The organism is Sinomonas sp. B1-1 (assembly GCF_050474465.1).
Lineage (GTDB): Bacteria > Actinomycetota > Actinomycetes > Actinomycetales > Micrococcaceae > Sinomonas > Sinomonas flava.
Genome location: NZ_JBCHVF010000001.1, coordinates 175,231 through 187,992 on the forward strand (window position 1 = coordinate 175,231; position 12,762 = coordinate 187,992).

Annotated in this window: 11 protein-coding genes; 6 read left to right on the forward strand and 5 right to left on the reverse strand. The window is 72.9% G+C overall.

All coding sequences use genetic code 11. The annotated features are described in order from the left end of the window. Nucleotides 1-32 precede the first annotated feature (32 nt). The 6 genes from ACQ5BE_RS00770 (at nucleotide 33) to ACQ5BE_RS00795 (ending at nucleotide 6,080) form a co-directional block, all read left to right on the forward strand. Nucleotides 33-1,010, forward strand: a complete 978-nt coding sequence (locus ACQ5BE_RS00770) for an aldo/keto reductase (protein WP_344297858.1) — start codon at nucleotides 33-35, stop codon at nucleotides 1,008-1,010. Nucleotides 1,011-1,088: 78 nt separating this feature from the next. After that, nucleotides 1,089-2,099, forward strand: coding sequence for a nucleoside hydrolase (locus tag ACQ5BE_RS00775; protein ID WP_430295739.1), 1,011 nt, complete (start codon nucleotides 1,089-1,091; stop codon nucleotides 2,097-2,099). 103 nt (nucleotides 2,100-2,202) lie between these two features. After that, nucleotides 2,203-3,024 carry an ECF transporter S component gene (locus tag ACQ5BE_RS00780; RefSeq protein ID WP_430295075.1) on the forward strand — a complete coding sequence of 274 codons (822 nt, stop codon included), beginning with the start codon at nucleotides 2,203-2,205 and terminating at the stop codon, nucleotides 3,022-3,024. Beyond that, the gene (locus ACQ5BE_RS00785; RefSeq protein WP_430295741.1) at nucleotides 3,017-3,808 is read left to right on the forward strand and encodes an energy-coupling factor transporter transmembrane component T; all 792 of its coding nucleotides are present in this window, start codon (nucleotides 3,017-3,019) and stop codon (nucleotides 3,806-3,808) included. The genes ACQ5BE_RS00780 and ACQ5BE_RS00785 overlap by 8 nt, the downstream gene beginning before the upstream one ends. Further along, on the forward strand, nucleotides 3,805-5,370 hold the full coding sequence (locus tag ACQ5BE_RS00790) for an ATP-binding cassette domain-containing protein (RefSeq protein WP_430295076.1): 1,566 nt from the start codon (nucleotides 3,805-3,807) through the stop codon (nucleotides 5,368-5,370). Before ACQ5BE_RS00785 ends, ACQ5BE_RS00790 begins: the two co-directional genes overlap by 4 nt. A gap of 98 nt (nucleotides 5,371-5,468) precedes the next feature. Continuing rightward, a complete protein-coding gene (locus ACQ5BE_RS00795) occupies nucleotides 5,469-6,080 on the forward strand; it encodes a hypothetical protein (protein ID WP_430295077.1) in 612 nt (203 codons plus the stop codon). Between the two features lie 36 nt (nucleotides 6,081-6,116). Here ACQ5BE_RS00795 and ACQ5BE_RS00800 read toward each other — a convergent pair whose 3' ends face one another. The 5 genes from ACQ5BE_RS00800 to ACQ5BE_RS00820 all read right to left on the reverse strand — a co-directional run bounded on the left by ACQ5BE_RS00800 (nucleotide 6,117) and on the right by ACQ5BE_RS00820 (nucleotide 12,730). Further along, the gene (locus tag ACQ5BE_RS00800; RefSeq protein WP_430295078.1) at nucleotides 6,117-8,276 is read right to left on the reverse strand and encodes a 3-hydroxyacyl-CoA dehydrogenase NAD-binding domain-containing protein; all 2,160 of its coding nucleotides are present in this window, start codon (nucleotides 8,274-8,276) and stop codon (nucleotides 6,117-6,119) included. Next, complete coding sequence (locus ACQ5BE_RS00805; protein ID WP_430295079.1) at nucleotides 8,277-9,494, reverse strand: thiolase family protein; 1,218 nt, start codon at nucleotides 9,492-9,494, stop codon at nucleotides 8,277-8,279. 45 nt (nucleotides 9,495-9,539) lie between these two features. Next, a complete protein-coding gene (locus ACQ5BE_RS00810) occupies nucleotides 9,540-10,943 on the reverse strand; it encodes an HRDC domain-containing protein (protein WP_430295080.1) in 1,404 nt (467 codons plus the stop codon). A 43-nt stretch (nucleotides 10,944-10,986) separates the two neighbouring features. Further along, entirely contained in the window at nucleotides 10,987-11,571 is a 585-nt protein-coding gene (locus ACQ5BE_RS00815; RefSeq protein WP_430295081.1) for a DUF3000 domain-containing protein, read from the reverse strand. 85 nt (nucleotides 11,572-11,656) lie between these two features. Beyond that, entirely contained in the window at nucleotides 11,657-12,730 is a 1,074-nt protein-coding gene (locus ACQ5BE_RS00820) for a threonine aldolase family protein (RefSeq protein WP_430295742.1), read from the reverse strand. Nucleotides 12,731-12,762 lie beyond the last annotated feature (32 nt).

The window sequence follows — 12,762 nt, forward strand, 5'->3', positions numbered from 1 at the left end:
CTGCCCGCCGGTCGCGCGGGTAGGCTGGCGGCATGACTGACTACCGCCGTCTCGGCCACTCCGGCCTGACCGTCTCGACCGTCGGACTCGGGTGCAACAACCTCGGCCGTGCGAACACGCCGACCGCGACGCAGGAGGGCACCGACGCGGTCGTACATGCCGCCATCGACGCCGGCATCACGCTGTTCGACGTCGCCGACGTCTACGGAGCCACACCCGGGCTGAGCGAGGAGATGCTCGGCAGGGCCCTCGCCGGCCGACGGGACGATGTCGTGGTTGCCACCAAGTTCGGCATGGACATGCATGGGGCCAACGGAAGGGACTTCGGCGCACGCGGTTCGCGGCGCTACGTCCGCAAGGCCGTCGAGGCGTCCCTGCGGCGGCTCGGGACGGAATGGATCGACCTGTACCAGTTCCACACGCCGGACCCCGGAACCCCCATCGAGGAGACGCTCTCGGCCCTCGACGACCTCGTCCACGAGGGCAAGGTCCGCTACATCGGCCACTCGAACCGCTCCGGCTGGCAGATCGCCGAGGCGGAGTTCGTCGCGCGCATGGGCGGCTACACGCCCTTCGTCTCGAGCCAGAACCACTACAACCTCCTGGACCGGCGCGCAGAGCTCGAGGTCACGGAGGCAGCGGAGGCCTACGGGCTCGGCGTCCTGCCGTACTTCCCGCTCGCCAACGGGCTCCTCACCGGCAAGTACTCCCGCGGGAGTGCGCCGGAAGGGTCCCGCCTGTCCCACACGCGCACCAACCTCGTCCACGACGCGGACTGGGACCAGCTCGACCGCTTCTCCGCCTTCGCCGAGGAGCGCGGCCTCACCGAGCTGCAGGTCGCCTTCTCCTGGCTCGCGGCGCAGCCCTCGGTCGCGTCGGTGATCGCCGGCGCCACGCGGCCCGAGCAGATCCGCGAGAACGCCGAGGCGGCCTCGTGGGAGCCCAGCGCGGAGGACCTCGACGAGCTGGACGACATCTTCCCGAAGACGCCTCGCATCGCGCTGTTCTGAGCCGCGCACCGAACCGACGTGCACGAGCAGTCCCGCCCCGTCCCGCACGAGCCCACCCGCCATACCGTGTCCGTCCTCATGGACTGCGACACGGGGATCGACGACGCGCTCGCGCTCCTCTACCTGTGCAGCCAGCCGCACGTCGAGCTCGTCGCCGTGACGAGCACGCCCGGCAATGTCGACGCCGACCAGGTCGCCGCGAACAACCTGGCGCTCCTCGAACTCTGCGGCCGCGACGACGTCCCCGTTGCCATCGGGGCCCGGGCGCCGCTGTCCATCCCGCTCGTGACGACGCCCGAGACCCACGGTCCCCAGGGAATCGGGTACGCGGCGCTTCCCCCGGCACGGCGGGCACCCGAGGCGCGCGACGCCGTCGGGCTCTGGGTGGAGGCGGCACGCGCACGCCCCGGCGAACTCACGGCCCTCATCACCGCGCCGCTGACCAACTTCGCGCTCGCGCTGCGGGCCGAGCCGCGCTTGCCCGAGCTGCTGGCCGGAGTGGTGATCATGGGCGGGGCGTACAACTACCAGGGCAACACCACGCCGACCGCGGAATGGAACACGCACGTGGACCCGCACGCCGCCGCCGAGGTGTTCGCCGCGTATGCAGGCCATCCCGCGGACCGGCTCCCTGTCGTGTGCGCCCTCGAGACCACCGAGCGGATCGAGATGCACCCCGAGCACCTCGCTGCCCTCGCGGAGGCGGCGGGATGCGCGGAGCCGGAGGAGGTCCTGCCCGACCAGCCCGAGGGCGCGCGCAGCCGGGCATCCAGCCCCCTCGTGCGGCACGTGAGCGACATGCTGCGCTTCTACTTCGAATTCCACCGCCACTACGACCAGGGCTATGTCGCCCACGTGCACGACTACTTCGCGGCGAGCGTCGCGGCCGGAACCGCCCGCTACGCCACGCGCGCCGCGACAGTCCACGTCGAGACCGGCTCGCCCCGCCTCGCCGGCACCACGGTTGCCGACTACCGCGGCCTGTGGGGCGAGCCCCCCAACGCGCGGATCGTCTCGGAAAACCACCCCGACGAGGCCTTCGCCGAGCTTGTGGCGTCCCTCGGCGCCCTTGCGCGGCGACTGGACTAGACTGCACTGTGCCCCGGCAGCGCCGGGACAACCGCCGAGGTGACATAGGCGGCGTCGCCCCATCCACGAAGCACGACGCACTCGCAAAGGACCTCGCCCGGCCATGTCGCACCCCCTGACTGAAGACGCCCCGCGCCGAACGCCCCTGAGGACTGTGCTCATCGTCCTCGGCGCCGTGGCCATCGTCGCCACGTTCGTCTACCTTGTCGCGACGTCCCCGGCAGAGCCCGCGGACGTGCCCTCCTCGTCCGCCGCCCTCGTGGCGCTCACCGGCTACGGGATCGCGACGGCGCTCCTGTTCGCCGGGATCCTCCCGACGCTGCCGACCTCGACCCTCGTGCTCCTCCCCGTCGCGCTCGTGCTGAATATTGTGCTGGGCCAGTTCGTCGGTTCGAGCCTCGTCCCGATCTACCTCGACTCGATCGGCACGGTGCTCGTCGGATTCCTCGCAGGCCCCGCCGCCGGTGCCGCGACGGGTCTCCTGAGCACGATCGTGTGGTCGTTCTTCAACCCGACACTCATCCCGTTCGCCGCCGGGGCCGCGGTCATCGGCGCCCTCGCAGGGCTCGCCGCGCGGCTCGGCGCGGTCCGCCGCTTCTGGTGGGTTCCGGTCGCCGGCCTGGTCACGGGAGCCGTCGCCGCCGTGATCGGCGCCTCCGTCGCGGTCGCGGTGTTCGGCGGGACCTCGACGGGCGCGACCGGGGCCGTCATCGCCTTCTTCAGGGCCACCGGCGACAGCCTCGTGGATGCGGTCCTGAAGGGATCGATCTTCTCGGACCTCTGGGACAAGCCGATCACGTTCACGGTGGCGGCGCTGCTGGCCTACGCCCTTCCCCGGCGCACCAGCGGGCGTTTCGGCTTCGTGCGGCACCACCGCGTCCTGGCTGCCCAGAGGCAGGACTCCGAGGCGGCGCCTGCTGTCTGACGATCCTCATCTCCCTGCACGCGACGCCCCGGGGAGCGTCAATCCCCTCACCGGGCTCGCGCTCGCGGCGGCAGCGCTCGTGCTCTGCTTCGCCGTGGCGCACTGGGCGGTGTGGGCCGGGACGATCGTGCTGGCCGCGGCGGCCTCGGCAAGGGCCGGGACGCTGGGACGGGTGGCTGTGGCTGCCGGCGTGGTCGTCGCGCCTTTCGCCCTGTGGGCGCTCGTCATCCACGGGTCCTTCTTCCCGGAGGGGCGCACCGTGCTGCTCGCAGCCGGACCGCTGAGGGTCACCGCCGAGGGGCTGGCCTACGCCGGGTCCTTCGTGCTGCGGACCGCGGCGGCCGTGGCGGTGATGCTCGCCTTCTCGCTGTGGGTCGATGTGGCTGTGCTCCGCGCCGCCCTCGTGCGCCGGAGAGTCCCACCGCAGCTGGGGTACGTCCTCGCCGCGTCGCTCGGCCTCGCGGGCGTCGTGGGGGACCGCCTCCGTCGCATCCGCGAGGCGCAGGAGGCCCGCGGACTCGTCGTCGGAGCGGGTCCGGGGTCACGGCTGCTCGCGGCGCGGCTCCAGATCGTGCCGCTCGTGCTCGGCCTCCTCGACGAAGCCGGGGAGCGGGCGATGGCGCTCGATGCGCGAGGCCAGACCCTGCCTGGGCCGCGCACCTCGTATGTCGACGAGCCGGACTCCGCAGCGCAGCGCGCCCTGCGCTGGGCCCTCGTCGTGACGGCCGGGGCCGCGGCTGTGGGGACAGTCGTCGCGGCCGTCGCGGGAACGACGGGCGGATGACACCGCGCGCTGCGCAGCCGGTGCTCGCTGCGGACATCCGGTCCTTCTCCTACGACCGCGCGGCCCCGGTCCTGCGCGGCGTCCGGGTCGAGCTGCCGCCCGGCTCGCTCAGCGCCGTGCTGGGCGGGTCGGGCAGCGGGACGTCCACGCTCGCGAAGCTGCTCTCGGGCTGGGCGGTGTCCGGCGGGCACGGAGTGTTCGACGGGACGCTTGCCCTCAGGCCGGCTGGCTCCGGGCAGCGCACCACGCTCGAGTTCCGGGGCGGCCCGGACGATCCCAGGCTGAGGCTCGGGGCCTGGGGACAGCATGTCGCCTACGTCCCGCAGCGTGCGACGGACCTCCTGACCGGTGCGGCGCAGACGGTCGGCGAGGAACTCGCCTTCGCCCTCGAACAGCGGGGGATGCCCCGCGAGCAGATGCGCCGCCGCGTCGCCGAGGCCGCGCGCGCCGTCGGGCTCTCGGCCCTTCTCGGGAGGCACCCGGCCCACCTGTCCGGCGGGGAGCAGCGCCGCCTCGCACTCGGCTGCGCGCTCGTCGGGCGGCCGACCGTGGTGGTGCTGGATGACCCGTCGGCATCGCTCGACGCCGCCGGCCGCGCGGACCTCGGGCAGCTCATCGACACGCTGCGCGCCGCGGGGACGGCCGTGGTCGTCGTCGGGATGTGCGCCGATCGGCTCGCCCGCCGTGCGGACCACTGGGTGCTCCTGGCCGCCGGGGCTCCCGCCGCAGAGGGAACCCCCGAGCAGGTCCTGGCCACGGAGGCCTTCCGGCTCTCCGGGGTCCTGCCGCAGGACCCCGCGGACGCCGCGCCGGACGCCCCCTCCCAGCGGTCAGCGGCCGGCAGCGCGGCGGTGCGGGCCCTCTCGGCGGCGGCACCGGCTGACCCCGCGCTCGCGGAGCTCGCGACGGTCTCGTTCGCCTACCCGGGCGCCCCGTCATGGGTGCTGGACCACGCGGACCTCGAAGTGCGCCCGGGCGAGGTGGTCGCACTCGCCGGGCCCAACGGGGCGGGGAAGTCCACGGCCCTGAAACACTTCGCCGGCATTGCGCGGCCCACCCGAGGGACCGTGCGCATTGCCGGCCGGGATATCGCGCGTGTCCCCGCGGGGCGGGTCGCGGACACGGTGGGCACCCTCTTCCAGGATCCGCGCGACCAGCTCTTCGCCCGGAGCGTCCTGCGCGAGGTCGAGTTCGGCCTCCGCCTCGGGCCGCGGGGCCGCGCGAGGAGGTCCCGCGCCGAGGTCCGGCGTCGGGCGCTTCGGGCACTCGACTCCGTCGGCCTCGGCTCCCGGGCGGGGGAGCACCCGTACGATCTCACCGCCTCCGGACAGCGGCTGACCGCCCTTGCCGCGGTCATCGCCCGCGGGCCCCGTGTCCTGCTCCTCGACGAGCCCACGGTCGGCCTTGACCGCCACGGGCTCGCCTGCCTCGAGCGCCTCGTCGCCAGCGCGGCGGAGTCGGGCGCCGCCGTCGTGCTCTCGACCCACGCCGCCGCGTGGGCGCGCGCCCGGGCCGATCGCGTGCTGGCCATCGCGGACGGGCGCTTCGTCGCGGCGGAGTGACTCGCCAGCGTCGGGGGGCTGCCGTTCCGGTAGTGTTCTCGGCTAGGGGCGTCTGCGCCCGGCGCCCCCAGCGGGGCGGAAGTGCCAGAGGAGGATGCGTGCACGCGGCGTGGGAGCGTTGGGACAGCTTCTGGGTGGCAGGCGTCCGGCGGGGCGCGGTGTTCCGGGCGTTCGACGGCGGCCTCCTCACCACGCGCGTCGCGTTCCAGGATGCCACCGGGACCCCTTTCGCCTCGGAATCGCTCGTGCGCCTCACGGACGACGGGGAGACGTGGCGGGCCTACCGCTACCGGCAGGAGCCGGGTGGGCTCGGCGAGGGCCTGCGCCGTGACGAGTCCGGCCTGGGCGTGGACACACTGCCGGCAAGCGGCGAGTACCTCCTCGTCGCCCAGTTCGCGGCCTCCTCACGCGGCATCGCGACCTACCTGCGCGTCGACGAGGCCTGCCCCGAGGCAGCACCCGCTCCCGCGCAGCTGCGCCGCGGCCCCGCCGAGCCCGTGGACCTGCCGGATGGACGCAGCATCCGCGCCGAGCGGCTCGATGTCACCGCTGGCGGGATGCGGGTGGCCACCTACTGGGCGCACGACGGCGGGGTCGTGCGGACCGCCTCCGCCGGCACTCTGGCCTTCGCCTGCCCGGGGGACAGAGAAGCCCTCGCGGGGATCGCGCCGCGACTTGGCGCGTTCCTCCGCGAGGGCTTCGGGGGCTGACCGGCCTCCGCCCGGAGAACCCGGGCGAGCCGCGTCTCAGATCTCCGGGTGGAACCGCTTCCCGTTGATGCGCTCGGACGCGCCGACCCGGTCCAGGTAGGGCGTGATCCCGCCCAGGTGCATGGGCCACCCCGCCCCCAGGATCATGCACAGGTCCACGTCCTCGGGGCCGGCCACCACGCCCTCGGCGAGCATGAGGCCGATCTCCTCGGCGAGCGCGTCCTGGCAGCGGGTGAGGACCTGCTCGGCCGTGGACGGTGTGCTGCCGAACCGCAGGAGGGCGAGCGTCGCCTCCGGGACCTCGCGCCCGCCGTCGGCCGCCCGAGCCCAGAGGCCCTTGACGCCTGCGTCGATGAGCGCCTGCTGGTTTGCCGAGACGTGGAAGCGGTCGCCGAAGGCGGCGCGCAGGGACTCGGCGACGTGCTGCGCGACAGGCAGCCCGACCATCTCGGCGAGCGTGAACGGAGTCATGGGCAGGCCCATCGGGGCCAGGGCGCCGTCCGCGACCTCGGCGGGCGTGCCCTCGTCGAACGCCGCCGTGACCTCGCCCATGAGGCGCAGCAGCACCCGGTTCACGACGAACGCCGGGGCGTCCTTGACGAGCACGGCGGTCTTCTTCAGGCCCCTCGCCAGGGCGAACGCGGTGGCCAGCACCGCGTCGTCGGTCTGCGGGGCGCGCACAACCTCGATGAGCGGCATGACGGCGACCGGGTTGAAGAAGTGGAATCCGACTACGCGCTCGGGGTGGGCCAGATCCTGCGCCATCGCCGTGACGGAGAGCGAGGACGTGTTGGTGGCGAGGATGCATTCCGGCTTGACCACCGCCTCCACTTCGGCGAGCACCTGCTTCTTGACCGCGAGTTCCTCGAACACGGCCTCGATGACGAAGTCCGCGTCGGCGAACTCGGCCTTCGACACCGAGCCGGTGACCAGCGCCTTGGTGCGGTTGGCGGCGTCGGCGGAGATCCGGCCCTTGGCGAGCAGCCTGTCCACCTCGGCGTGGACGTGCCCCACGCCCTTCTCCACCCGGGCCTGGTCGACGTCCGTCATCACGACGGGGACCTTCAGCTGCCGCGCGAACACGAGGGCAAGCTGGCCGGCCATGAGTCCCGCTCCGACGACCCCGACCTTGGTCACGGGCCGCGCGAGCTTCGCCTCCGGCGCCCCAGCGGGCCGCTTGGCGCGCTTCTGGACGAGGTCGAGGAAGGCGTACACGGTGTCGCGGAACTGCGGGGACTGCATGAGCCCGGTGAGTGCGGCGACTTCGAGCTCGGCGGATTCCTCCTGCGTGGCGTGCGCCCCCGCTTCGAACACATCGAGCACCTTGCCGGGGGCCGGAGCGGCATCCGATGTCTTCGCGCTGACGACGGCGCGCGCGGCCTTCGCGGCCTCGGCCCATCGCTGCGCTGCGGCAGCGTCCTCGCGGGGTTCGACGGCGTGCGGCCGCTCCACGGTGGTGGCGCCGGAGAGCACCGAGGCGGCCCACACGAGGGAACGCTCGAGGAAGTCGGCCGGCTCGAAGAGGGCGTCGGCGATCCCGAGCGCGAACGCCTCCGTGCCGCGAAGGGTGCGGTTGCTGTTCAGCGGGTTCTCGATCATCACCCTGAGCCCGGCCTCGGGCCCCGTGAGCCGGGGGAGGCGCCATACTCCGCCCCAGCCCGGGATGAGTCCGATGAACGCCTCCGGCAGCCCGATGCCCTGGGCGCCCGCGGAGACTGTGCGGTACGTGCACGCGAGCGCGATCTCGAGGCCGCCGCCGAGGGCGACTCCGTTGATGAAGGCGAAGGTCGGCACGCCGACTCCGTCCGCGAGGAGGTCATAGGCGGCATGGCCGAGGCGCGCCATCTGCTCGCCGGCCGCGGGATCGCGCAGGGTCTTGACCGTCGTCAGGTCGGCGCCGGCGACGAGGAAGTACGGCTTGCCCGTGACCGCCACGGCGTGGATCTCTCCCGCCGCCGCCCGGGCCCGCAGCCCTTCCAGCCTCCGGCCGAGTTCGATGAGCGTATTGGGGCCGAGGGTGGTGGGCCGGGTGTGGTCGAGGCCGTTGTCGAGCGTGATCAGCGCGATCCGGACAGGGCCGCCGTCCGTGGGCACCTCGACGTCCTTCACGAGCGAGTGGGTGACCACTTCGTCGGGCACGTGGGCGGCGAGCCCCGCAAAGGCGTCGAACCGCGAGGTGGGGGTAGTGGCGCTCATTCACTCGCCCTTCCGGTAGTCGGGGTGGTGGGGGTTCTCCCAGATGACGGTGCCGCCCATGCCGAGGCCGATGCACATCGTCGTCATGCCGTAGCGGACGCTCGGGTCCTCGGCGAACTGGCGGGCGAGCTGGGTCATGAGTCGCACGCCCGAGGAGGCGAGCGGGTGGCCGACCGCGATCGCTCCGCCGTAGCGGTTGACGCGCGGGTCGTCGTCGGCGATCCCGAAGTGGTCCAGGAAGCTCAGGACCTGGACGGCGAAGGCCTCGTTGATCTCGAACAGGCCGATGTCCTCGATTCCCAGGCCGGCCTTGGTCAGGGCCTTCTCGGTGGCTGGGACCGGACCGATGCCCATGACCTCCGGCTCGACGCCCGCGAACGCGAAGGCCACGAGGCGCATCTTCGGCTCGAGTCCGAGTTCTTCGGCGGTCTCCGCCGACGTGAGCAGGCACGCCGTCGCACCGTCGTTGAGGCCCGCGGCGTTGCCCGCGGTGACCCTGCCATGGGGGCGGAACGGGGTCCGGAGTCCGGCGAGGTCCTCGAGCGTGGTGCCCGGCCGCGGCGGCTCGTCTGCAGTCGCGAGGCCGAACCCCTCGCCGGGCCGGTGCGTGGCGACGGGGACGAGATCGGGCTGGATCCTCCCGTCCCCGTATGCTGCGGCGAGCTTGGCCTGGGAGGCGACGGCGTAGGCGTCGGCGCGCTCCCTGGTGATGGCCGGGAAGCGGTCGTGGAGGTTCTCGGCCGTGTTGCCCATGTTCAGCGCTGCGGGGTCCACGAGCCTCTCGGACATGAAGCGCGGGTTCGGGTCGGCCCCCGCACCCATCGGGTGGCTGCCCATGTGCTCGACGCCGCCGGCGATCACGACGTCGTACGCGCCCACCCCGATGCCGCTCGCCGTCGTCGTCACGGCCGTCATGGCACCGGCGCACATGCGGTCGACGGCGAAGCCGGGGACGCTGCGGGGAAGGCCCGCGAGGAGTGCGGCAGTGCGCCCGATCGTGAGCCCCTGGTCTCCGGTCTGGGTGGTGGCCGCGATGGAGACCTCGTCCACGCGCTCGGCCGGCAGCGACGGGTTGCGGCGCAGCAGCTCGCGGATGGTCTTGACGACGAGGTCGTCGGCGCGGGTGCCATGGTAGATCCCCTTCTCGCCGGCTCTGCCGAAGGGGGTGCGGACGCCGTCGACGAAGACGACGTCCCTGATGTGACGTGCAGTACTCATGCCGCTAATGTTACTGACCAGTAACATCTGTGGCAATGGGGTCGGTCAGTCCTCGACGGTGTCCTTCCTGGCCTTCGCAGCAAGCGGCTCTGGGTGCTCGAACGCGTCGAGGATGAGCGGGGCCACATGCTGGATCTGCCACTCACGCGCACCCAGTCCCCGAAGCGCGGCGGCCAGTGACCCCAGCGTCAGCGGCTCCGGGGGGCGCCACGCGACACGTCGCAGGTGGTCCGGCGTCAGGAGGTTCTCGGTGGGCATGTGCAGCGCGTCCGCGGCCGCCGCGACGCGCGGGCGTGCGGTCTTGAACCGCGCCGCCGCCTCCGGGTCGCGCTCGTCCCAGACCCGTGGCGGAGGCGGCGCGGAGCTGGGAACATGCAGCGGAGGGAGCTCTTCGAGGCGACGCGCTGCCGCGATGGCGCGGAGCCACCGGGGCGCCTCGCGCTGGGCGGCGCGCCCGTGGAAGCCCTTGGTGGTCAGCAGCTGGGGGACGGTGGTCGGCATGGCACGCGCCACCGCGACGAGCGCCGAGTCGGGGATGAGCTTGCCGGGGGCGATGTCACGCTTCGCCGCGAGCGCGTCGCGCTCGAGCCACAGCTCGCGGACGGCGGCGAGCTGGCGCCGGTCACGGATCTGGTGGACCCCCGAGGTGCGGCGCCAAGGGTCCTGCTTCGGCTCCGGGACGCCCGCCGCGAGGATCGCTGCGAACTCCTCCTCGGCGAAGCCGAGCTTGCCCTGGCCTTCGAGCAGCTCGATCAGCTCCTCGCGCAGCTCGACCAGGACCTCGACATCGAGCGCCGCATACCGCAGCCACGGCTCGGGGAGCGGTCGCGTCGACCAGTCGGCGGCCGAGTGCTCCTTGGCGAGGCCGAACCCCAGCATCTGCTCGACAACGGCGGCGAGCCCCACACGCGGGAGCCCTGCGAGCCGGGCCGCGAGCTCGGTGTCGAAGAGCCTGTCGGGCCACATCCCCAGCTCGGCGAGGCACGGAAGGTCCTGCGTGGAGGCGTGGATGATCCATTCGACGCCGCGCAGGGCCTCGTTGATGATCTTCAGGTCGTCGAAGGGCTCCGGGTCGATGAGCCACGTGCCCGCGCCCTCGCGGCGGATCTGGACGAGGAAGGCCCGTTGCCCGTAGCGGAAGCCTGAGGCGCGTTCGGCGTCGACGCCGGCGGGTCCCGTTCCGGCCGCGATCGCCCGGGCCGCGCGCTCGAGCCCCTCGTCGGTGGAGATGACGAGCGGGACACCGTCCCGCGGCGCGTCGAGGTCCACGACAGCGGGGACCGGCACTTCGAAGCCCTCGACGGCGATGTGCGCGGCTCTGCGGATCACGGATGCCGCGGGAACGTCGGCCGCGGCGCCGGCGGGCACGGCATCGGACCGCCGCCCTGACGCTGCTGTGGGAGCGTCGTCGTCCTTCGGGTGGGGAACGTCGTGGGGCTGAGCGGTCATGGTGACGTCAGTGTACCGCCGGTGCAGGCTGTGCCGGCGGCGCTCACGGCTTCTCCACAGGGCGGGGACGGCGCCAGTGAAGCGCTGCGACACCCGGCGGGAGAGGCGGCACGCCTGCGAAGCTGCAGACCATGTCGCACCATGCCTCGAGGTGGTCCCTCATCTGCGGGCCGGCGGGAGTCCACGAGGCCCTCAGCTCGATGTCGATCGCGTCACTGCGCCCGGCAAGGGTCCCGAAGGACTCCGAGAGCACGCGTGTCGCAGTCCCGCCCGCGGCTGCATAGTCGGCGTGGTGCTTCTCGAGCGACTCCACGAGCCATGTCCAGGCGACGGAGCCCAGCAGGGCGTCGTTCCCCATCTCGGGCTCGAGCTGGGCGCGGATGTAGGTGACGATGCGGAACGTTCCCTCCCAGACCACGGGCGGCTCGGGGTCGTGCAGGAGGATGAACCTGCCAGTCGCCAGTTCCTCGTCGTCGTCGCGCACCTCGGCCTCGAGGGCTACGGCGTACGGGGCCAGACGGGCCGGAGCCGGAATCTCCTTGAGCCCCAGCTCGCGCCGGTTCGACGCGCTGCGGAGTGAGCGCAGAGCGCTGACGAAATCCGCAGGCAGGTGTGCTAGTGCGGTCACCTCACCAGCGTACGCTCAGGCCCTTCGGCCCCTCTGGAGCGGCGCGCCGGTCCAGAGGGGCCGAGCGTCGCCGGCCGGCCCAGGCTCACCGCCCCAGTTCCGCCCGCAGCGCCTCGGCGAACCGGTCGACATCCTCGGGGGTCGTGTCGAAGGAGCACATGCAGCGGACCTCGCGGCGGGAGGCGTCCCAGTCGTAGAAGCGGAACTTCTCCCGCACGCGGTCAGCCACTCCCTCGGGCAGGATCGCAAAGACCCCGTTGGACTCGGTGGGCTGGGTGAGCTCGACGCCGTCGAGCCCTTCGACGGCCGAGCGGAGGCGGGCTGCCATCGCGTTGGCGTGTGCCGCCGAGCGCAGCCAGAGGCCGTCCTCGAGGAGGGCGAGGAACTGGGCCGAGACGAAGCGCATCTTGGAGGCGAGCTGCATGTCCATCTTGCGCAGGTACGTGAGTCCGCGCGCCGCCTCGGGGTTGAGCGCGACGACGCATTCGCCGAACAGCATGCCGTTCTTCGTCCCGCCGAAGGAGAGGATGTCGACCCCCGCGCCCGAGGTGAACTCGCGCACCGGGACTCCGAGCGCCGCAGCCGCGTTCGCGAGCCGGGCCCCGTCCATGTGCACGCTCATGCCGCGGGCGTGGGCGTGCTCGGTGATCGCCCGGACCTCCTCCACCGAGTAGCGGGTCCCGAGCTCGGTGGACTGGGTGATCGAGACGGCGAGCGGCTGTGCACGGTGCTCGTCGCCCCAGCCCCAGGCCTCCCGGTCGATGAGTCCAGGGGTGAGCTTGCCGTCCGGGGCAGGGACGGCGAGGAGCTTGATCCCGCCTACGCGCTCGGGTGCGCCGTTCTCGTCCACGTTGATGTGGGCGGTCGTCGCGCACACCACGGCGCCCCAGCGCGGGAGCAGCGACTGGAGGGAGACGACGTTCGCGCCGGTGCCGTTGAACACCGGGTACGCTTCGGCCGCCTCTCCGAACAGGCCCTTGACGGCCTCCTGGAGCCTCGCCGTGTAGTCGTCCTCGCCGTAGGCGACCTGGTGGCCGCCGTTCGCAGCGGCGAGCGCGGCGAGCACCTCGGGGTGCACGCCGGAGTAGTTGTCCGACGCGAAGCCGCGCACGCCCGGATCGTGGAGCGGCCACCCGGACGGGGCGGCGGGCAGCGGCACGGAGGCGGGCACGGTCGGAGCAGGGGAGTCAG